Origin of the sequence: Bradyrhizobium sp. SRL28, from assembly GCF_018596315.1 — a bacterium.
In the GTDB taxonomy this organism is placed as follows: domain Bacteria; phylum Pseudomonadota; class Alphaproteobacteria; order Rhizobiales; family Xanthobacteraceae; genus Bradyrhizobium.
Genome location: NZ_JAHEAG010000006.1, coordinates 83469 through 102638, shown reverse-complemented (window position 1 = coordinate 102638; position 19170 = coordinate 83469). Strand labels below are relative to the sequence as shown.

General features: G+C 64.2%; 19 protein-coding genes. 9 read left to right on the top strand and 10 right to left on the bottom strand.

Annotation, left to right across the window (positions count from 1 at the left end; translation table 11 throughout):
* Nucleotides 1–42: 42 nt before the first annotated feature.
* The 5 genes from KIP88_RS16180 to cobS are packed head-to-tail and all read right to left on the bottom strand — an operon-like array spanning nucleotide 43 to nucleotide 5448.
* On the bottom strand, nucleotides 43–1005 hold the full coding sequence (locus KIP88_RS16180; protein ID WP_214488925.1) for a tripartite tricarboxylate transporter substrate binding protein: 963 nt from the start codon (nucleotides 1003–1005) through the stop codon (nucleotides 43–45).
* Nucleotides 1006–1062: 57 nt separating this feature from the next.
* Nucleotides 1063–2133 (bottom strand): esterase-like activity of phytase family protein, encoded by a 1071-nt coding sequence (locus tag KIP88_RS16175; protein ID WP_214488924.1) that lies wholly within the window; start codon nucleotides 2131–2133, stop codon nucleotides 1063–1065.
* A gap of 4 nt (nucleotides 2134–2137) precedes the next feature.
* Nucleotides 2138–4039, bottom strand: coding sequence for a cobaltochelatase subunit CobT (gene cobT, locus KIP88_RS16170; RefSeq protein WP_214488923.1), 1902 nt, complete (start codon nucleotides 4037–4039; stop codon nucleotides 2138–2140).
* The gene (locus KIP88_RS16165) at nucleotides 4036–4446 is read right to left on the bottom strand and encodes a GNAT family N-acetyltransferase (protein WP_214488922.1); all 411 of its coding nucleotides are present in this window, start codon (nucleotides 4444–4446) and stop codon (nucleotides 4036–4038) included. Before KIP88_RS16165 ends, cobT begins: the two co-directional genes overlap by 4 nt.
* Before the next feature lie 3 nt (nucleotides 4447–4449).
* Nucleotides 4450–5448, bottom strand: coding sequence for a cobaltochelatase subunit CobS (gene cobS, locus KIP88_RS16160; RefSeq protein ID WP_214488921.1), 999 nt, complete (start codon nucleotides 5446–5448; stop codon nucleotides 4450–4452).
* A gap of 302 nt (nucleotides 5449–5750) precedes the next feature.
* Here cobS and KIP88_RS16155 point away from each other — a divergent pair, with 302 nt between their 5' ends.
* On the top strand, nucleotides 5751–6410 hold the full coding sequence (locus KIP88_RS16155; RefSeq protein ID WP_214488920.1) for a DedA family protein: 660 nt from the start codon (nucleotides 5751–5753) through the stop codon (nucleotides 6408–6410).
* Here the strand turns inward: KIP88_RS16155 and KIP88_RS16150 are convergent.
* On the bottom strand, nucleotides 6368–7585 hold the full coding sequence (locus tag KIP88_RS16150) for a citrate synthase family protein (protein ID WP_214488919.1): 1218 nt from the start codon (nucleotides 7583–7585) through the stop codon (nucleotides 6368–6370). The genes KIP88_RS16155 and KIP88_RS16150 overlap by 43 nt on opposite strands.
* 73 nt (nucleotides 7586–7658) lie before the next feature.
* Between KIP88_RS16150 and KIP88_RS16145 the strand changes: the two genes are divergently transcribed.
* On the top strand, nucleotides 7659–8750 hold the full coding sequence (locus tag KIP88_RS16145) for a citrate synthase/methylcitrate synthase (RefSeq protein WP_214488918.1): 1092 nt from the start codon (nucleotides 7659–7661) through the stop codon (nucleotides 8748–8750).
* Between the two features lie 225 nt (nucleotides 8751–8975).
* On the opposite strand, the gene KIP88_RS16140 is transcribed toward KIP88_RS16145, so the two are convergent.
* Nucleotides 8976–9623 carry a J domain-containing protein gene (locus KIP88_RS16140; RefSeq protein ID WP_214488917.1) on the bottom strand — a complete coding sequence of 216 codons (648 nt, stop codon included), beginning with the start codon at nucleotides 9621–9623 and terminating at the stop codon, nucleotides 8976–8978.
* Between the two features lie 110 nt (nucleotides 9624–9733).
* On the opposite strand from KIP88_RS16140, the gene KIP88_RS16135 reads away from it, so the two are divergent.
* The 3 genes from KIP88_RS16135 (at nucleotide 9734) to KIP88_RS16125 (ending at nucleotide 11154) form a co-directional block, all read left to right on the top strand.
* Nucleotides 9734–10012: a BolA family transcriptional regulator gene (locus KIP88_RS16135; RefSeq protein ID WP_214489094.1), complete on the top strand. Its 279-nt coding sequence runs from the start codon at nucleotides 9734–9736 to the stop codon at nucleotides 10010–10012.
* A 34-nt stretch (nucleotides 10013–10046) separates the two neighbouring features.
* Complete coding sequence (locus tag KIP88_RS16130; RefSeq protein WP_214488916.1) at nucleotides 10047–10562, top strand: AAA family ATPase; 516 nt, start codon at nucleotides 10047–10049, stop codon at nucleotides 10560–10562.
* A 148-nt stretch (nucleotides 10563–10710) separates the two neighbouring features.
* Complete coding sequence (locus tag KIP88_RS16125; protein ID WP_249790825.1) at nucleotides 10711–11154, top strand: hypothetical protein; 444 nt, start codon at nucleotides 10711–10713, stop codon at nucleotides 11152–11154.
* 17 nt (nucleotides 11155–11171) lie between these two features.
* On the opposite strand, the gene KIP88_RS16120 is transcribed toward KIP88_RS16125, so the two are convergent.
* The 3 genes from KIP88_RS16120 to KIP88_RS16110 all read right to left on the bottom strand — a co-directional run bounded on the left by KIP88_RS16120 (nucleotide 11172) and on the right by KIP88_RS16110 (nucleotide 14360).
* Nucleotides 11172–12521, bottom strand: a complete 1350-nt coding sequence (locus tag KIP88_RS16120) for a hemolysin family protein (protein WP_214488915.1) — start codon at nucleotides 12519–12521, stop codon at nucleotides 11172–11174.
* Nucleotides 12522–12588: 67 nt separating this feature from the next.
* A complete protein-coding gene (gene aroB / locus KIP88_RS16115; RefSeq protein ID WP_214488914.1) occupies nucleotides 12589–13731 on the bottom strand; it encodes a 3-dehydroquinate synthase in 1143 nt (380 codons plus the stop codon).
* Nucleotides 13728–14360 (bottom strand): shikimate kinase, encoded by a 633-nt coding sequence (locus tag KIP88_RS16110; RefSeq protein ID WP_214488913.1) that lies wholly within the window; start codon nucleotides 14358–14360, stop codon nucleotides 13728–13730. The genes aroB and KIP88_RS16110 overlap by 4 nt, the downstream gene beginning before the upstream one ends.
* Nucleotides 14361–14504: 144 nt before the next feature.
* Between KIP88_RS16110 and KIP88_RS16105 the strand changes: the two genes are divergently transcribed.
* From KIP88_RS16105 to KIP88_RS16090, 4 genes are all read left to right on the top strand, one after another.
* Complete coding sequence (locus KIP88_RS16105) at nucleotides 14505–14651, top strand: histidine kinase (protein WP_161851285.1); 147 nt, start codon at nucleotides 14505–14507, stop codon at nucleotides 14649–14651.
* 50 nt (nucleotides 14652–14701) lie between these two features.
* Complete coding sequence (gene xerD, locus KIP88_RS16100) at nucleotides 14702–15676, top strand: site-specific tyrosine recombinase XerD (RefSeq protein WP_374226473.1); 975 nt, start codon at nucleotides 14702–14704, stop codon at nucleotides 15674–15676.
* 308 nt (nucleotides 15677–15984) lie between these two features.
* The gene (locus KIP88_RS16095; protein ID WP_214488912.1) at nucleotides 15985–16947 is read left to right on the top strand and encodes an acetyl-CoA carboxylase carboxyltransferase subunit alpha; all 963 of its coding nucleotides are present in this window, start codon (nucleotides 15985–15987) and stop codon (nucleotides 16945–16947) included.
* A gap of 300 nt (nucleotides 16948–17247) precedes the next feature.
* Nucleotides 17248–18729 carry a murein L,D-transpeptidase family protein gene (locus KIP88_RS16090; RefSeq protein ID WP_214488911.1) on the top strand — a complete coding sequence of 494 codons (1482 nt, stop codon included), beginning with the start codon at nucleotides 17248–17250 and terminating at the stop codon, nucleotides 18727–18729.
* Nucleotides 18730–19170 lie beyond the last annotated feature (441 nt).

Genomic DNA, 19170 nt, shown 5'->3' with positions numbered 1-19170 from the left:
CCGCTCGGCGCTCCTCAACCCGCCGGGATTGCAACCCTCCCCCTACGGTTTGATCCCCGCCGCCTTGATCAGCTCCAGATTGGCCGCCGTCTCGCGCTTGACGAGGTCGTCCATGTCGGCAGGCTTCATCGGCATCGGTTCGATGCCGAGCTTTTTCAGGCTTGCCTGCATTGCCGGATCGGTCAGCACCTTCGTGCCGGCCGCGTGCAGTTTCTCGACGATGTCGCGCGGCGTCTTCGCCGGCACGAACACGCCAAACCAGATCGCGCTCTCGGCGTCCTTCAGTCCGATCTCGAGGGGCGTCGGCACCTCGGGCAGATCGGCGGCACGTTTCGGCGTAGAGACCACCAGAGCACGCACCTGTCCGTCGCGGATCAGCGGCAGCGCGGTCGCAAGCGGGCAGAAATACAGGTCGATCCGCCCGCCGATGATGTCGGCGATCACTTCCGGACCTGCGCGATAGGGCACATGCGTGGTCTCGATACCGGCAGCAAAGCGGAATTTTTCAGTGCTGATATGCACGGCGCTGCCAATGCCGACCGAGCCGAACGAGATCGAGCCGGGCTTGGCCTTGGCGTCTGCGATGAAGTCCTGGATAGTTTTCCACGGCCGCTCCTTCGGCACGATCATCACGTTGGCGCTGGATCCGATCATCAGTACCGAGGCGAGGTCCCGGGTGACGTCGAAGGTCGCGCTTGGAAAAATCGCCGGCGCAATCGCCAGCGCCGACGACTGGGCGAGAATGCTGTAGCCATCGGGCTCGGCTTTCGCGACCAGCGCCGAACCAAGCGCGCCGCCGGCGCCGGCGCGGTTTTCGATCACGATCGGCTGGCTGAGTTCGGCGGAGAGACGTTCGAACACCAGCCGCGGCACGACGTCGGCCGCGCTACCAGCGCCGAACGGAATGGTCGCCTTGATCAGCCGCGACGGCCAGCCTTCCGCCGGTGCGGCAGTGGCGGCAAAAAGGCTGGTCAGGACGCAAATAACGCGAAGGGACTTGGTCATCAAAAGCTCCGGTTTGATTACCCGGAGCGTTGCAAGAACCGTTCCGCTATTCGCCTGTCACTCCACCAGCGTGAACTGCAGCAGCAGATTGCGTTGGATCATCGAGAAATTGTCGTCGGAGACCAGCGTCAGCACGGTGTCGCCCTCCGGCGTGACGTGGACGTCGATGCCTTCCATGTTGTCGATCTCGTGGCCGAGATCGGCCTCGAAGATCGCCGGCCCGTCGATCACGGCGCCGGGGGCTATAGAGGCAAGCGCAACACGCCGGATGCGGATGCCGACCCCGCCGAGCCAGGAGAATTTGCGCTCCAGGAGCAACAGGGAGCCGGACGGCAGCAGCACCGCGTCGCTGACGTCGAAATTATCGGTGCGGCGGATCGTAAACTGCCCCGGCGATCGGCCGCCGATCAGGAAGCCGAGGATGTTGCCCTGCGCGTCGAGGCCGCGTTCGGAGATCGCGATCAGCGTTCCCGCGAGCGGCAAGCCTTTCGGCACCATCACCAGCGCCTCGATGCCCTTGTTGTTGGGCAGCCTGCGCGCCGCCGGCGGCAGCGCAACGAGTTCGCCATGGGCGCGCGTAAAGCCTTTGGCAAAATCGAACCGCAGCACGTTGTGGACGCGCTCGATACCGACATAGGCCAGCGAGCCGTCGAGCGCGAGCGCCTCGGTGTCGAACCAGCCGCGCGAGGTGATCGGCTTGCCGTCGGGACCGAGTATCGGCGAGGCCTCGACGTCGTCGAGCCCGGTCATCTCGCGGCCCTTGTAGACGATGCGCCCGGTGAACCAGCCGCCCTTGTCGCTGATCGCGATGAAGCGCTCGCCCTTTGCATCAAGGCGGAGACCCGACAATCCGCCGAAGCCGCGAAACCGCGAAGTCAGGATGAGTCCGCTGCGATATTCGAGCTCGCCGAACCGCAGACGCGACCGGTCGCGGGTGTCGAACGAGGGCAGCGGCCGGGCGTTGACCTCGATCGAGACCGGCGCGGTAACTGCGAATTCGTCGGGAACGGTCTGCTTCGGCGGCCGCTGTACGGCGGTTTGCGCCAGCGCCGCCCCGGGGACGGCCGCCACCGAAAGCCCCGCCGCTGCGTATTTCAAAAGGCGGCGACGACCTATGGGCGCGGGCATGCTCTCACGAATGCAGACGGCGCGGCCGGTGGTGGCCCGACACGGGAGCGGCGCCGTGAGTCTCGCTGAACAGTTCGGCGAGCTTTTCGGTGATGGCGCCGCCGAGCTCCTCGGCATCGACGATGGTGACCGCGCGGCGGTAGTAGCGCGTCACATCGTGACCGATGCCGATCGCAATCAGTTCGACCGGCGAACGCGTCTCGATCTCCTCGATGATGTGGCGCAGATGCCGCTCGAGATAGTTGCCGGGATTGACCGACAGCGTGGAATCGTCGACCGGCGCGCCGTCCGAGATCATCATCAGGATCTTGCGCTGTTCGGCCCGGCCGAGCAGCCGCTTGTGTGCCCAATCCAACGCCTCGCCGTCGATGTTCTCCTTCAGGAGCCCCTCGCGCATCATTAGGCCGAGGTTCTTCCGCGAGCGCCGCCACGGCGCGTCGGCGGATTTGTAGATGATGTGGCGCAAATCGTTCAGCCGTCCGGGATTAGCCGGCTTGCCGGCGGCCAACCACGCCTCGCGCGACTGCCCGCCCTTCCAGGCGCGCGTCGTGAAGCCCAGAATCTCGACCTTGACGCCGCAGCGCTCCAGCGTGCGCGCGAGAATATCGGCGCAGGTCGCCGCCACGGTGATGGGGCGGCCGCGCATCGAACCGGAATTGTCCAGGAGCAGCGTCACGACCGTGTCGCGGAAGGTCGCCTCCTTCTCGTGCATGAAGGACAGCGGGTGATAGGGATCGGTGACCACGCGCGACAGCCGCGCGGGATCGAGAATACCTTCCTCGAGGTCGAACTCCCAGGCGCGGTTCTGCTGCGCCATCAGGCGGCGCTGCAGGCGGTTGGCGAGCCGCGCGACGATGCCCTGCAGATGCGCGAGCTGCTTGTCGAGGTAGCTGCGCAGCCGTTCCAGCTCGTCATGGTCGCAGAGATCTTCGGCCGCGATCACCTCGTCGAACTTCGGCGCGAACGCATGATATTCCGGCCCGCGCGGCTCGTTGGCGCCGCGTGTGTTCGGCCGCGTCGCCTCGCCCGGCGTCTCGTCGTCGCCGAGCTCGCCGTCATCGAATGTATCCGATGTGGAGGCCTGCGCGCTTTCCATCGCGCTCTCAGACATTTCGTCGGTGGAAGCCTGCGCCTGGTCGGCGCTCATTTCCTGCGCGGCGTCGGAGTCGGGCGAACCTTCCGCGCCGGACTGATCGTTCTCGCCGTCCTGATTCTCGTCGTTCTCGTCGTCATCGGCGTCCGCATCGCGCTCGTCGCCGAGGTCGAGCGCCGACAGCAGATCGTGCACGAGGTCGCCGAACTTGGCCTGGTCCTCGGTGACGCGGCTGAGCTTGTCGAGCCGGGTGCCGATCTTGTCTTCCAGCACCGGCCGCCAGAGGTCGACCATCTTCTTGGCAGCCGTGGGCGGGGCAAGCCCCGTCAGCCGCTCGCGCACCAGCATCGCCAGCGCGTCCGACAGCGGCGCATCGGCGCGATCGGTAATCTCGTCGTATTTGCCGCGGTGGAAATGATCGTCGAGCATCGCGGTCAGATTCTTTGCGACGCCCGCCATCCGGCGCGAGCCGATCGCCTCGACGCGCGCCTGCTCGACCGCTTCGAACACGCCGCGCGCCTGCGGATTTCCCGGCATCAGCTTGCGGTGCACCTTGGGATCGTGACAGGCGAGCTTGAGCGCAATCGAGTCGGAGTGGCCGCGCACGATCGCCGCATCGCGCTTGGTCATCTTGCGGGCCGGCTCCGGCAACCGCGCCTTGCCGGGCGCGAGACCGGGGCGCTCGGCCGCAAACGTCACTTCGAGTTCGGGCGCCTTTGCGATCGCGCGCAGGCAAGAGGTCACCGCGCGCTTGAACGGCTCGGTCGGTGCTTCCTTGGATCCGGTACGGAATTTGGAGTTGGATGTGCTCATAGCGCTTTCGTAAACCAATGCCGCGTGACGTCGCCCGGATAGCCTTCGATCGAACCGAATTCCTCATAACCGCAAGCGCGGTAGAAACCCGGCGCCTGAAAACTCATCGTGTCCAGATAGGATCGCGTGGCCCCAAACTTTCTTGCCTCGTCTTCAATCGCCTTGATCAGCCGCGTCCCGTAATCCTTGCCGCGGAATTTCTGCTCGATCCAGAAGAATTGGATAAACAGCACCGTGATCCAGACTTCGCCGACGATCCCGCCGACGATCTTGTCGCCCTCGCGTAGCGAGATGGCGAAGCGCTTGTATTTCTGCTTCCCCATCTTTTCGGTGTTGTAACCGATCAGTCCGCCGAGCACCGCCTTCTTGGTCTTTCCAATGGTGCGCTCGACGGAAATTTTCGCCATCGGCTAGCTGAGCGCCACGTTCACCGAACTCTCGGGCAGCTCCGCATTGAAGCAGCGCTGGTAGAATTCGGCCACCAGCGGCCGTTCCAGTTCGTCACACTTGTTGAGGAAGGTGACGCGGAACGCAAAGCCGATATCGCCGAAGATATCGGCGTTCTCGGCCCAGGTGATCACCGTGCGCGGGCTCATCACCGTCGAAAGGTCGCCATTGGCGAACGCGTTGCGGGTGAGATCGGCGAGCCGCACCATCTTGTTGACGATGTCGCGGCCTTCCTGCGTGCGGTAGTGCTTGGCCTTCGCCAGCACGATCTCGACTTCCTCATCATGCGCCAGATAGTTCAGCGTGGTGACGATCGACCAGCGGTCCATCTGGCCCTGGTTGATCTGCTGGGTGCCGTGATAGAGGCCCGACGTATCCCCGAGGCCGACCGTGTTGGCGGTCGAGAACAGGCGGAACGACGGATGCGGCTTGATCACCTTGTTCTGGTCGAGCAGTGTCAGGCGGCCGGAAACTTCCAGTACGCGCTGGATCACGAACATCACGTCGGGGCGGCCGGCGTCATATTCGTCGAACACCAATGCGATGTTGTGCTGCAGCGCCCACGGCAAAATGCCGTCGCGGAATTCGGTGACCTGCTTGCCGTCCCGGACCACGATCGAATCTTTGCCGACGAGGTCGATACGGCTGATGTGGCTGTCGAGGTTGACGCGCACGCATGGCCAGTTCAGCCTTGCTGCGACCTGCTCGATGTGGGTCGATTTGCCGGTGCCGTGATAGCCGGTAACCATGACGCGGCGGTTCTTGGCAAAACCGGCGAGGATGGCGAGCGTGGTGGCACGGTCGAAGCGATAATCCGAATCGACTTCCGGCACATGCGGGTCGACTTCGGAATAGGCCGGCACTTCGAGATCACTGTCGATACCGAAAACCTGCCGGACCGACACCTTCATGTCAGGCAAACCGGCGGGCTCCGAAACTTTGCTCATGGCGGCGGTCGTCATCAATCCTCCGAGGTCCCGGGCGTTCCCGAAACCAGATCTGTTGAATGGCTGCGGATGGGGGCTACTGCAAACCTAGCAGAGAGCAAGGGCCGGCAGAAGCCCGCGGCGCAATCAAAGTTCCGTTGCTATATCATTGAGATAGGTCGTGTATCAGGTTTTTGGAGGGCTGCCCTGCGAATCACGCCGCACTTTTGCCGGCTTGGCCACCCGGCCGGGCTCAAAACCGGCCGTTGACCGGCACTTTCAGCCGCTGCCAAGGCTTGGTAGCTCTTGATTCAGGCAGCCCACCGGACGGCAACATTGTGACTTCATTCCTCGATCCCGTGATTGCGTTCGTTTCGGCCCATCCGTGGCTGGCCTATCTGACGCTATTTCTCGCGGCCCTGCTGGAGGCGATCCCGGTCGTGGGGGCGCTGGTGCCGGGCTCGACTATCATACTTGCCCTGAGCGCGCTGGTGCCGGGTGGCGAAATGAAGCTGTGGGGCGTGCTGGCGGCAGCGATCGCCGGCGCCATGCTTGGCGACGGTTCCGCGTTCTGGGCCGGCCATCGCTCGCAACGCGAAATTCTGGGCGCCTGGCCGATGTCGAGATATCCGGGCGTGATGGCGCAGAGCGAGGCGTTCTTCCGCCGCTGGGGAACGCTGGCCGTATTTTTCGCCCGCTTTGTGCCGCCGATCCGCGCCTTCGTACCGGTCACGGCGGGCGCGCTCGGGATGTCGCCGCCCCTTTTCTTCGGCGTCAATATTCCGGCGGTCCTCGCCTGGGCTTGTGCGCATGTGCTGCCGGGTGTGCTCGCGGTCTCGGCGTTGCATGAATATGCCGGCCTGCCGCATCACCAGCACATCGGCAAACACCTATGGATACTGGCCGTGTTCGCGGCGGCGATCATCGCGCTCGGCGTCTGGACGCTGCGCCGTCGTCAGGCCCGGACCGGGCTCCGCCCCGGTGCAGGACCGACGTAGCGGGCACGGGGCCGGATCAGCCGGCCATGCTGCAATTGTTCGCAGGCATGCGCGATCCACCCCACCGTGCGCGCCATGGAAAACAGCACCAGCTCATGGCCGGGCGGCAGGCCGAGCGTGTGCACCAGCACCGCAAGCGCATAGTCGATATTGACGAACTCGCCGGTCGCCTCGGCGATGCGCTCGGGAATTTCGTGGGTGAGTTTGCGATCCGCGCCGGAGCGCGCCAGCGCCTCCAGTAGCGCCCGCGCGCGCGGATCGCCATGCTTGTAGACGCCATGACCAAAGCCCGCGAAGCGTTCGCCGAGCGCGACGCGCTCGCGGATGACGGGGGCGACCTCACCATTGGCGAGCGTCTTCAGAAGCTGCGCCGCCAGCACGCCGGCGCCGCCATGCTTCGGGCCTTTCAGTGCGACGAGACCGGCGATGATGGCGTCGTAGAGGTTCAGCCCGGTCGAGGCCGCGCAGCGCACGGTGAAGGTCGAGGCGTTCAGTTCATGATCCGCCAGCAGCACCAGCGCGCGGCGGATCAGGTCGGCGGCGTGGTTGTGCTCCGGCGCCCAGATGCGCGCGATCTGCAGATGCAGCGGTTTGGCCGATGATTTCGCGTTCAGCATGGTCGCGACCACCAGCCGCATGATGCGGCCGCCGAGCATCGCGCGGCCTTCGGGCGCACGGGTGAACGCCCGTGGGTCGGCGCTGGCCGCCAGCGCCAGCACGGCGATCGTGCGATCGATCGCATTGGCCCCGCGCGCGGCCTCGGCCACGGCGCGCATTTCATCCGACACGACGGGGCAATTGTCCTGTTCGAACGGATCGGCGCCGGTGACATCCCACAACAAGGTCGCCGCATGTTCGAGCGTGTCGCGCTCGGCGAGGTCGACGCAATTGACGCCGCGATAGATCGGCCCGTCCTCAGTAATGGTCGCGACCGCCGAATCCATCACTGGCAGATCGGCGTCGAAACTGCGCATGCCGCGAGGCTCGGGCGCCGGCGTGCGCCGCTCCTTCAGCGTGCGGACGTCCTCGGCCCGGTAGCGGTGGCTACGCGAGTCCTGTGACGGCTCCGAGCGGATCAGCCCACGGCTGACATAGGCGTAGAGGGTTGCCTGCGAGATCGCGAGTTCGGCGGAGGCCTCCCGGGCCGAGAGATAAAGGCCTGCGGATTTTTTCATATTGATTTACATAATCAAGATTGATCAATCTGTCGAGAGGACTGACTTTTAGGGGCGACAAAGGAGAGTCCTCATGAACATGCAGCTTTCAAAGACCCCAATCGGCCTGGACGGGGTTCCCGCCGCCGAAACCGTGCTCAGCCATGTCGATGGCGAGCGCGGCGAACTGATCATCGCCGGCGAGCGCGTCGGCGACCTCGCCCGCAAAACCGGTTTTGAGGGCGTGACAGCCCGGCTATGGAGCGGCGGAACCGGCCAGCCGGTCGGCGAAGCCGCCGTGCGGGCCGCCCTCGGTGCGGGCCGCGAACGCGCCTTCGCCCGGTTGCCGGATCTGCTCGGCATTACGCGCGGTCTATCGATCCTCGACGGTTTTCGCGCGGCGATCGCGGGGCTGCGCGCGGAAGCGGGACTGCAGCACGAAGCCACCATTGTCGGCGCGTTTCCGGTGATTGCCGGCGCACTGGTGCAGCGGGTGAAGGGCAACGATCCGGTCGCGCCCGATCCGACCGCGAGCCATGCCGCCGACACGCTGTCGATGATGCTCGGCCGCAAGCCTGACGCGCGGGAAGCAGCGGCGCTGGACGCCTATTTCGTCACGGTGTGCGATCACGGCATGAACGCGTCGACCTTCACGACGCGGGTGGTGGCCTCGACCCAGGCGGATTTGTTCGCAGCCGTCACCGCCGGCTATTGCGCGCTGACAGGGCCGCTGCATGGCGGCGCACCTGAACCGGTGCTGGAAATGCTGGACGCAATCGGCTCGACCGAGCGCATCAAGCCGTGGGTCGACAGTGCGCTGGCCCGCGGCGAGCGGCTGATGGGATTCGGGCACCGCGTCTATCGTGTCCGCGATCCACGCGCCGATGTCCTGAAGGGTGCGATCGAGCGGCTTGCCGGCGAAGGCACTGATCTACCGTTCGCGGGCGAGGTCGAGGCCTATATCCGCAGCGCGTTGCGGATAAAGAATCCGGATCGCCCGCTCGACACCAATGTGGAGTTCTTCACCGCGATCCTCCTCGACGCGCTGAAAATCCCGCGCCAGGCGTTTACGCCGATCTTCGCCGTGGCCCGCGCCGCCGGCTGGACCGCACACGCCCGCGAGCAGCAGCGCGGCGGGCGGCTGATCCGGCCGAGTTCGGCGTATATCGGGGCAATGCCGGGGTGATTGAAAACCGTAGCCCGGATGGAGCGCAGCGTAATCCGGGACCGGTCGATCAGCGAACGAGAGAATCCCGGATTGCGCTACGCTTCATCCGGGCTACGGCCGTCGTCCCTGCGAAAGCAGGGACCCATAACCACAGGCGTTTATTGTTGCGCGAAAGCCGTCGACCAGCGGATCAAAATTGAGAAGCCGCGGCGTATGGATCCCTGCGTTCGCAGGGACGACGGCTCAGGCGCCGCGCACCACGGTCTTTAGATAATTATACGCCTTGATGATCTCGATCAGGCGGTCCTCGGTGGAGCGGTCGCCGCCGTTGGCGTCGGGATGATGCTGCTTGACCAGCGCCTTGTACTTCGCCTTGACGTCCTCGAGGGTGGCTTCGGCGGTAAGGCCCATCACCTGCAGCGCCTTGCGCTCGGCGTTCATCACCTTGCGGGTTTCGGCCTTGGCCTCGGCGCCCGGTCCGGGCCGCCAGCGTCCGCGGCCGTTGAGCTCGGAGAACATGCTGAAGGGATCTGCGGCACCGTCAAAATCCTCAGCGGCCTGCTTGCCCTTCTTGCCTGCCGTGTTGGCACCCATCTTCCAGGTCGGGCGATGGCCGGTCAGCGCATCCTTCTGGTAGCGCGCGACCGCATCGGCATTCATGCCTTGAAAGAAATTGTAGTTCTGGTTGTACTCGCGGACGTGGTTGAGGCAGAAGTGAAAGTACTCGCGGGAATTCTCCCGGCCCTTGGGCGCGCGGTGCGGGCCCTTGTTCTGGCAGCCCGCCCATTCGCACATGGCGGCTTCCTCGCGCGCCTGCGCCTGCTGCTTCGCGCTCAGCTTGTTGGGCTTGATGCGAATGGAATCGAAGAATTTGGATGAATCAATTGCCATGACTAACTTTGACTACGCAATGCGTGATGCTTCAAGTCTTGACATTGCGAATACCTCTGTTCGGATGCGTCATTGACGGAAAGCGAACAACAGAATTATCTGCTGCCATCATGAGCACCAAGGACACTATCATAAACAAGTTGCGTGAAGCTTTCTTGCCGGAAAGCCTCGACGTCACGGACGAATCTCATCTGCATGAGGGCCATGCGGGCCACCAGCCGGGCGGCGAGACGCATTTCAGGGTCTATATCGTATCTCCGGCCTTCGAAGGGAAGAGCCGGATTGAACGCCACCGCATGGTAAATGCGACGCTTGCGGCGGAACTCAAGGGCTCCGTCCATGCGCTCGCCATCAAGGCGCAGGCGCCGGGAGAAACCGCCGGCCGGTAATTTGGCAAACCTGCCGCAACAATATGAGCGTCCGATGCTGTCGCAGAAGCTCGTAGTTATGGCAGGGCTCCCGGGTTCCGGGAAGAGCACGCTGGCAGAAGGGCTTTCGCGCCATTTTTCGCTGCCGTTGTTCTCGGTCGATCCGATCGAGGCGGCGATGTGGCGCGGCGGCCTGCCCCGCGATCAAACGGGGATCGCCGCCTATGCCATCGCACAAACCTTGGCCGAGGAGCACCTGCGGTTGGGGCAGTCCGTCGTGATCGACGCCGTCAATCCGGTCGAGGCGCCGCGCGCCGCATGGCGAAACCTGGCCGCGAGATATCGCGCCGACCTCGCGATCATCGAATGCGTTTGCGTGGACGAGGCGACGCACCGCCGGCGCATCGAGGCGCGAATGCGCGCCATCGAGGGGATGACGGAGATCACGTGGGCCGAGGTCGAGAAACGGCGCACCGGTTATGATGCCTGGACCGATGCAAGGCTGATGCTGGATACGTCGGCGCACCCACCCGAACGGTTGCTCGCGGAAGCTATCTTCTATCTGGCATGAGGTGGTCCGCCAGCTTCCTGTGAAGATCGGCAGAGACGGTAGAACCGTTTTCGCAACTGTGAGACAATCGCCGACGCGATGAATCAGGTTCCGTTCGGACGCGGGTCGGGCTGACCGCGAGGCCGTCGCAGCTCGATGGGGTCGTCCGATGCGATATTGGGCACGCTTCAGATGGGCCGCCGCCGTGGCGCTGCTGGTTGCGACCTCCCCGATCAGGGCGCACGCGCTTGATATGCCGAGCCCCTTTGTCCAGGAAGTGCTGATCAAGAGCATTCTGGTGACGCTCAACGACGCGGTGGCATCGGATAATTTCACGGTACTCCACGCCAGGATTTCAAGGCCGTTCCGCGATCAGTTTCCGCCCGAAAAGCTGCGGGCCGTCTTCAAGGACCTGGTCGAGAAGCACGCCGTGTTCGACGCAATCGTCGCCAGCCCGGTCATTGCCGAGGAGGAAGCCAAAATCGACGACAAGGGCGTGTTGCGCCTCAAGGGCCGTTTCGACACCACACCGAAAAAGGTGAAGTACCAGCTCGGGTTCATCCCCTCCGACGGCCAGTGGAAACTCAGCGGCATCACCATCGATATTGAATAGATATTATACCGCGATCGTCAGAACGCCGTCCCCGCCCGCCTCGGCTTCGGATCCTCGGCTGTCTCGCGCGGCAGCGGCGTGATCTTCAGCGCCGTGATGCGGTTGCGCTCACGCCGCAGCACGCGGAAGCGGAAACCATGGAAGGTAAAACTCTGGCCGCGCTCGGGGATCGAGCGCGCTTCGTGAATCACGAGGCCGGCGACGGTCGTTGCCTCCTCATCCGGCAGATGCCAGTTCATGGCGCGGTTGAGATCGCGGATCGGCACCGAGCCGTCCACCACCACGGAGCCGTCGGGCTGGGCGCGGACGCCGGCCACCACGACGTCGTGCTCATCGGAAATATCGCCGACGATTTCTTCCAGAATGTCTTCCAGCGTCACCATGCCCTCGACTTCGCCGTATTCATCGACGACGAGCGCGAAATGGGTCTTGCGGCGTCGGAACGCCTTCAACTGTTCGGACAGCGGCCGCATCTCCGGCACGAACCATGGCGGCAGCATGATCGCGGAAACGTTGATGCGCGACATGTCGCCGTCGGAGGCGCGGATCGCGCGCAGCAAATCCTTGGCGTGCAGCACGCCGATGATGTTTTCCGGCTTGTCGCGCCACAGCGGGATGCGGGTGTATTCGGTGGCCAGCACCTCGCGCACCAGTTCGTCCGGCGGCAGGTCGGCATTGATCATCACCATCACGGTGCGATGAACCATGACGTCGGACACGGCCAGGTCGCCAAAGCGGAAAACATTCTGAATGTATTCGGCCTCACCGCTTTCCATACCGCCGTGCACGGCGGATTCTTCCACCAGCCCCTCGATCTCTGAGTCGGTGAGAATTTCGTGCTGGGAAGATTCCTTCACGCCGAGCATGCGCAATATCCCGCGGGACGCCGTGTTGAGCAGCCAGTTCAGCGGATAGAACACCAGATAGGACAGATAGAGCGGATAGGCGATCCATTGCGAGACCGGCATCGGCTGGCGAATCGCGAGGGTCTTCGGCACCTGCTCACCGATGACGATGTGCAGCGAGGAGAACACCAGAAAGCCCGTCATGAACGACACGAAATGCAGGGTGCGCTCCGACATGCCGAGTGGGATGAGCAGCGGTTCGAGCAGCGCGGCCACGGTCGGCTCGCCGACCCAACCGAGACCAAGCGAGGCCATCGTGATGCCGAGCTGGCAACAGGCGAGATAAGCCTCGATGTTGCCCATCATGTCGTGCAGCAGGCGCGCGCCGAACCGGTCCTGCTCGACCATCGCCTTGATGCGAAACCCGCGGCTCTTGACCAGCGCAAACTCAGCGGCCACGTAAAACGCGTTGGCGGCGAGCAGCAGGATCGCGAGCAGCAGATTGAACGCGGTCGAACTCATGTATGCCTCGTGACGGCCCCGGCCCCGCGCGACGCTTGCGCCAAGCTGCGTCCCGGCAATCCCGTTCTCATCCCGACAACTTCTGTTGCAGGAAATCGCGCACCAGCGCCGGCTCGACGTCGTTTGCGACCGCCGCGCGGCCAATCGCCCGCAGCAGGATGAAGGTCAGCTTGCCACGCTTGACCTTCTTGTCCTGCGCCATCAGCGCCATCAGGGCGTCGGCGTCCTTAAGCCCTTCCTGGGCGAAGCCTGCGATGTCCTGCAAATGGGTCGGCAGGCCGACGGAAGCAAGATGACGTTCGACGCGGGCGGCATCGGCCTCGGAGATCATGCCGAGCCTGGCGGAGAATTCCGCTGCGAGCACCATGCCGACGGAGACGCCTTCGCCGTGGAACAGGCGATCGGAAAAGCCGGTCGCGGCCTCCAGCGCATGGCCGAAAGTGTGACCGAGATTGAGCAACGCACGCTCACCATTCTCGCGCTCGTCGCGCGAGACGATCGCGGCCTTGGCGCGGCAGGAGGTCGCAATGGCGTGCTCACGCGCCGCGCCGCCGGAGAAGATGTCGGCGTGGTTGACCTCTAACCAGGTGAAAAAGGCCTCATCGCCGAGCACGCCATATTTCGCGACTTCGGCGTAGCCGGCGCGGAACTGGCGCGGCGACAGCGTGTCGAGCACGGAGGTATCGGCGATCACCAGCACCGGCTGATGGAACGCGCCGAGCAGGTTCTTGCCCTGCGGCGAGTTGATGCCGGTCTTGCCGCCGACCGAAGAGTCCACCTGCGCCAGGAGCGAGGTCGGCACCTGCACGAAATCGACGCCGCGGCGCAGGATCGCCGCCGCGAAGCCGGCGAGATCGCCGACCACGCCGCCACCGAGCGCGATCACCAGATCGTTGCGCTCGATCCTGGCCGCGATCAACGCCTCAGAGACCTTTTCGAGACCGGCATAGGTCTTCGATATCTCGCCTTCCTCGACGATGATTCGTGAGGTCGCAATGCCGGCCTCGGTAAGCGAACGCTCGGTTTGCTCCAGCCAGTGCTTGGCCACGGTGCGGTCGGTGACGATGGCGGTCTGCACGCCGGGACGCAACGCGGCGACGCGCGCGCCGAGCGACGCCAGCACGCCGCGGCCGATGACGATGTCATAGGCGCGGTCGCCGAGGGCTACGTCGACCGTGATATCGGCGGAATGTTTCAGTGGCGCAGTCATGGCGTAACGCTCATCCCGTCGGTTGTCGGCTGGGCAGGAGGCACACCGGCGCACAGCCGGGCGCGCAGGGCATCGATGCATTCCTCGACGATGCGGTCGTGCGGCACGTCGCGCGAGCCGATCGTCAGGTCGGCGGTCATGTAGACCGGCTCGCGCGCTTCGAGCAGTCGGCTGACGGTCGCAACCGGATCCTCGGTCTGCAGCAGCGGCCGGTCGGCGCGGCGCTTGACGCGCTTCATGATGATTTCGACATCCGCCTTGAGCCAGATCGAGACCGCCTTGTCGCGGATGCGGTTGCGGGTCTCCTCGCGCATGAACGCGCCGCCGCCGGTGGCAATCACGGCCGGGCCGCTGTCGAGCAGCCGCGCGATCACCCGCGCCTCACCGTCCCGGAAATGCGGCTCGCCATGGGTTTCGAAAATGTCCGGGATCGACATCCCGGCCGCCGCCTCGATCTCGATATCGGCGTCGAGAAACGGCAGGCGCAGCCGGGCCGCCAGCCGCCGGCCGATGGTGGACTTGCCGGCGCCCATCATGCCGACCAGCACGACCGAACGCCTTCCCAGAGCCGACGTGATGTCGGCCTCCTGGGCGGGGCTCGTTTGTGCCGGTGCGGCGGTCTCGGACATCAAAAACTCTGCGGTTTTGCGGGACTTGCTCCGCGCTGCGACACCTATACTACCCCCATTGACGCCCCCGCCAGAGACTCTTGCCACGGGGATAGGAACATGTTGGATGATTTCATTGGTTAATTCGCCGCCCTGAGCCCCCCTATGCCCAGTTTGTTCCGCTTTCTGATGGTCGTCGGCGTGATCGCCGGGGTGATCTATGGCGTGATTTTTTCGCTGGCGAATTTCGTCACCCCAAAGCCCCGGGAAATGACGGTCACCATCCCCGCAGACAAGTTCCTCAAGAAATAGCCGCTATCGTCTGATTTGTGAGAGGCGAACTCGGGGAGAGGCATTGCGAGATGTCAGGGGCAATGCGTTCCAGCAAGACGGCCACAGACGCGAAACTGACTGACCTGTTCCTCGACATGCTCGCGGCGGAACAGGGTGCGGGCGACAACACGCTAGACGCCTATCGCCGCGACCTCACGGATTTTTCCGAATTTCTCGGCCGCAAGGGACAAAATTTCGCCGGCGCCGGGACGGATGAGCTGCGGGACTACCTCGCCGACCTCGACACCCGCGGCTTCAAATCCTCCAGCGTGGCGCGCCGGCTGTCGGCGATGCGGCATTTGTTCCGCTTCCTTCTGAACGAGCGCATCCGCAGCGACGATCCTGCGGCGATCCTGTCCGGCCCGAAACGCGGGCGGGGCTTGCCGAAGGTGCTGTCGATTGCGGACGTCGACCGCATGCTGACCCGGGCCAAGGAATTGAGCGAGGCCGAGAACGCTTCGCCACAGCAGCGGCTGCGCGCGATGCGGCTGTATTGCCTGCTGGAAGTGCTCTACGCCACGGGCTTACGCGTCTCGGAACTTGTGGCGCTGCCGCTGTCGGCCTCGCGGCGCGACGCCCGCATGATCGTGGTACGCGGCAAGGGCAACAAGGAACGGCTGGTGCCGCTCAACGAAGCGTCGCGGCAGGCGATGGCCGATTATCTCGCTGCGATGGAAGCGCTCAAGCCGGAGAAAAAGAAAAACGCCGTCGCGTCAAAGTGGCTGTTTCCCTCCTTCGGCGAGAGCGGCCATCTGACGCGGCAGCATTTTGCGCGCGACCTGAAGGAGCTGGCGGCGGCATCGGGCCTCGCGCCGCGGCTGGTCTCGCCGCACGTGCTGCGCCACGCCTTTGCCAGCCACCTGCTGCACAACGGCGCCGACCTGCGCATCGTGCAGACGCTGCTCGGCCATACCGACATCTCCACCACGCAGATCTACACCCATGTGGTCGAGGAGCGGCTGAAAAGCCTGGTGCGCGACCTGCATCCGCTGGCGGAGAAGTAAGGTGGCAGCGTAGCCCCCATGGAGCGAAGCGAAATCCGGGTTCTTGCAGCAAGCAGCCCTCCCGGATTGCGCTTCGCTCCATCCGGGCTACGGGAATGCATTCGGCGATCAGGTCTGACAGACGCCTTGACTTCCGCGGCGTCTCCCCCGAAACAGCCGTCTCCCGCCCCGCGGCCTTGTTTGGCGCGCTTTTCGGCAAACCGGGCCATCCGGACCGAGATGTACGCTAAATCATTGAAGATGCGTGCTTTCCTTAAGCGAATCGAAACCGCTTCGCCTCAAAGCACGTTGTTACCTATATTGTCTCGATGCCGGATCAGATGCGCAGCTATCTCGACTTTGAAAAACCCGTCGCCGAACTAGAGGCCAAGGTCGATGAACTGCGCGCGCTGGCGGCGTCCGGCAGCGACATCGGCGACGAGATCGCGCGCATAGAGGACAAGGCGTCCCAGGCGCTGACCGACCTCTATGCCAATTTGACGCCGTGGCAGAAGACGCTGGTGGCGCGCCATCCGCAGCGCCCGCACTTCAGCGATTTCGTCAACGCGCTGATCACTGAATTTACCCCGATGGCGGGCGACCGCAAATTCGCCGAGGACGAGGCGCTGATGGGCGGCTTCGGCCGTTTCCGCGGCGAGCCGATCTGCGTGATGGGCCAGGAGAAGGGCGCCACCACCGACAGCCGTATCAAGCACAATTTCGGCATGGCGCGGCCCGAGGGCTATCGCAAGGCGGTGCGGCTGATGGAGATGGCCGACCGCTTTGGCATTCCCGTGCTGTCGATCGTCGATTCCGCGGGCGCCTATCCCGGCATCGGCGCCGAGGAGCGCGGCGTGGCGGAAGCCATCGCACGCTCGACCGACACATGCCTCTCGCTCGGCGTTCCCAATGTCGCGATCATCACCGGCGAGGGCATGTCGGGCGGCGCCATCGCCATCACCACCGCGAACAAGGTGCTGATGTTCGAACACGCGATCTATAGCGTGATCTCGCCGGAAGCGGCCTCCTCGATCCTGTGGCGCGACGGCACCAAGGCCCAGGAAGTCGCCAACGGCATGAAGATCACTGCCCAGGACATGCTGCGATTCGGCGTGATCGACCAGATCCTGAAAGAACCCTCCGGCGGCGCCCACCGCGATTCGGCCGTCATGATCTCGGCCACGGGCGATGCGATCGCCGAGGCATTCAACGATTTCCGCAATCTGGACGCGGACGGCGTCCGCCGACAGCGGCGGCAGAAATTTCTCGATATCGGCCGCAAGCTCGGCTGATTGGCCATTGCCCTCCCCCCCTGGCTGGACCCTGGCTGGGGGCCGGCCGGCCGGCCCGGCCTCCATTCGTTACCGCCGCCTTAAAGGTGCTTTATTTCGTCGGACCGCTTGATTCGGCCCTAATTAGGCCCAGAGACGGTCTTTAAACTCTATTGACCATGCCTGCCGTGGAAGCGGCCGGCGCATCGCGTTCGGGTTGCGGCGCAGAGGGTCAAAGGGTACTATTTTATGCATTGGCTTCAGGGCATGTTCGCTGTGATTTGGGGTGCGAAAATGCCCGGTGGGTGTGGAGCTTAGCCTTTGATTAACCGTTCGCTGGTTCGCGCGCTCGTCACGTCGGCTGCCCTTGTGGGCGCGGGCGCGTTGTTGGCCAGTTGCAACGGCGGCGACATGTCGCTGGCCAATAACGCCAAGGCCAACCAGCCGGTCCCGCCAAAACTGATCGCCGATATGACGGCGAAAGACATGGACCTGCAGTCGCCGATCCTGGTTCGCCTGTTCAAACAGGAAGCTGAACTGGAGATATGGAAGCAGGATCGCTCCGGCCGCTTCGCGCTGCTCAAGAGCTATCCGATCTGCCGCTGGTCGGGCGATCTCGGTCCCAAGGTCCGCGAAGGCGACCGCCAGGCGCCGGAAGGCTTCTATTCGATTTCGCCGGCGCAGATGAACCCGCAGTCGGCCTATTATCTCTCCTTCAACACCGGCTATCCGAACGCCTTCGACAAGGCGCTGGGGCGTACCGGCTCGCAGTTGATGGTGCATGGCGACTGCTCATCGCGCGGCTGCTACGCGATGACCGACGAGCAGATCGCGGAAATCTATTCGCTGGGCCGCGAATCCTTCTTCGGCGGCCAGAAATCGTTCCAGCTGCAGGCCTATCCGTTCAAGATGACGCCGACCAACATGGCCAAGCACCGCAACAACCCGAACATGCCGTTCTGGAAGATGATCAAGGATGGCAATGATCATTTCGAGGTGACGAAGCAGGAGCCGAAGGTCGATTTCTGCGAAAAGAAATACGTGTTCGATGCCGCCAAGCCGCCGAACGCCACGCGTGACCTGGCGTTCGATGCTTCGGCGAAGTGCCCGGCGTATGTGATTCCCGACGAGGTCGCCAACGCCGTGCGCGAAAAGCAGGCGACCGACCTTGCTGAAACCGCCCGCCTGATTGCAAAGGGAACGCCGGTCGCACGGACCAACACCGGCATCGACGGCGGCATGCACCGGGTGTTTGCCGCCCGCGTGCCTGAGGCCAGCACTGGTCTTTCGGAACCCGGCGACGGCTCGAGCCTGTCGTTGATGGCGCGCGCCCCCGGCACCGTTCCCTCCCACGTCAATCCGCCGAAGGCGCCCTCCGATAATCTGCTGATGGGTGCGCCGGAACCGCCGAAGCTTGCCGCTGCGCCAGCTCCCGCAACAGCGCCCGCCCCCGCCCCGACGCGGGTCGCCAATGCGGCGCCGACAGCTCAGAATGACGGATTCTTCTCCAATCTCGCCCGCAAGGTCGGCATCGGCGGCGCAGCTGACGCCACCGCCAGCACGCCGCCTTCAAAACCGAAAGCGGCCGAGGCCAAGCGCAGCGAGCCGCCGCGTCCGGAAGCAGCCGCGCCGAAGACTACGGCGCCGAAGCCTGCTGACACCAAGCATGCTGCCGCCGGCCGACCGCCGCTGAAGCCGTCGGTGGACGCCGCCGCCCCCGCCGCCAAGGACAATCTGGTTTCCGGCTCCGCGCCGATCATGTCGACGAACTCGTTCGACAGCCGCTTCGGGGCGGTGAAGTAAGCGCGACGCGCCTTCGCAGACTCCGGAAACAACAAGAGCCGTCATGTGCCGCGAAAGCGGCATTGCGCTATTGGCGACGGTGAATTTACCGAGACAGCGCGGTGTATTGGTTCATCTGCTTTCGCGGATGATGACGCCTGACGCGTCTTCATTGTCCCGCTGTGCTTCGTCCCGCCGTGCTTCGCAGCGCCCCAAATTTTTGAGTGTGTCATCGGTGCTTGTCTCAGGCTGGCCTGCCGGTACCGGAGTGCTTCACCGCTGAGGCACGACTTCTTCCGCATGGTGCGAAGTTGATGTAGCCTGAAGACAGGCCGCCAGCGGGCAGTGCCGAAGGCCCGTCGGAGTATCCGCGGCATCATGCCCACGGCGGGGCTAAAGTCCTTCATCTCCAGGTTTTGGGCCGGCTCGTTTTTCATGTGAGCCGGACGAGAGGCTGACACC

Excerpts from the sequence above, each read along its gene's own strand:
- KIP88_RS16135 (WP_214489094.1), top strand. The coding sequence starts at position 9,734 with ATGAGCACCAAGGACACTATCATAAACAAGTTGCGTGAAGCTTTCTTG.
- KIP88_RS16150 (WP_214488919.1), bottom strand. The coding sequence starts at position 7,585 with ATGAAAAAATCCGCAGGCCTTTATCTCTCGGCCCGGGAGGCCTCCGCC.
- KIP88_RS16130 (WP_214488916.1), top strand. The coding sequence starts at position 10,047 with ATGCTGTCGCAGAAGCTCGTAGTTATGGCAGGGCTCCCGGGTTCCGGG.
- xerD (WP_374226473.1), top strand. The coding sequence starts at position 14,702 with ATGTCAGGGGCAATGCGTTCCAGCAAGACGGCCACAGACGCGAAACTG.
- KIP88_RS16145 (WP_214488918.1), top strand. The coding sequence starts at position 7,659 with ATGAACATGCAGCTTTCAAAGACCCCAATCGGCCTGGACGGGGTTCCC.
- KIP88_RS16165 (WP_214488922.1), bottom strand. The coding sequence starts at position 4,446 with ATGGCGAAAATTTCCGTCGAGCGCACCATTGGAAAGACCAAGAAGGCG.
- cobT (WP_214488923.1), bottom strand. The coding sequence starts at position 4,039 with ATGAGCACATCCAACTCCAAATTCCGTACCGGATCCAAGGAAGCACCG.
- KIP88_RS16105 (WP_161851285.1), top strand. The coding sequence starts at position 14,505 with ATGCCCAGTTTGTTCCGCTTTCTGATGGTCGTCGGCGTGATCGCCGGG.
- cobS (WP_214488921.1), bottom strand. The coding sequence starts at position 5,448 with ATGACGACCGCCGCCATGAGCAAAGTTTCGGAGCCCGCCGGTTTGCCT.
- KIP88_RS16125 (WP_249790825.1), top strand. The coding sequence starts at position 10,711 with ATGCGATATTGGGCACGCTTCAGATGGGCCGCCGCCGTGGCGCTGCTG.
- KIP88_RS16140 (WP_214488917.1), bottom strand. The coding sequence starts at position 9,623 with ATGGCAATTGATTCATCCAAATTCTTCGATTCCATTCGCATCAAGCCC.
- aroB (WP_214488914.1), bottom strand. The coding sequence starts at position 13,731 with ATGACTGCGCCACTGAAACATTCCGCCGATATCACGGTCGACGTAGCC.
- KIP88_RS16175 (WP_214488924.1), bottom strand. The coding sequence starts at position 2,133 with ATGCCCGCGCCCATAGGTCGTCGCCGCCTTTTGAAATACGCAGCGGCG.
- KIP88_RS16095 (WP_214488912.1), top strand. The coding sequence starts at position 15,985 with ATGCCGGATCAGATGCGCAGCTATCTCGACTTTGAAAAACCCGTCGCC.
- KIP88_RS16110 (WP_214488913.1), bottom strand. The coding sequence starts at position 14,360 with ATGTCCGAGACCGCCGCACCGGCACAAACGAGCCCCGCCCAGGAGGCC.
- KIP88_RS16120 (WP_214488915.1), bottom strand. The coding sequence starts at position 12,521 with ATGAGTTCGACCGCGTTCAATCTGCTGCTCGCGATCCTGCTGCTCGCC.
- KIP88_RS16180 (WP_214488925.1), bottom strand. The coding sequence starts at position 1,005 with ATGACCAAGTCCCTTCGCGTTATTTGCGTCCTGACCAGCCTTTTTGCC.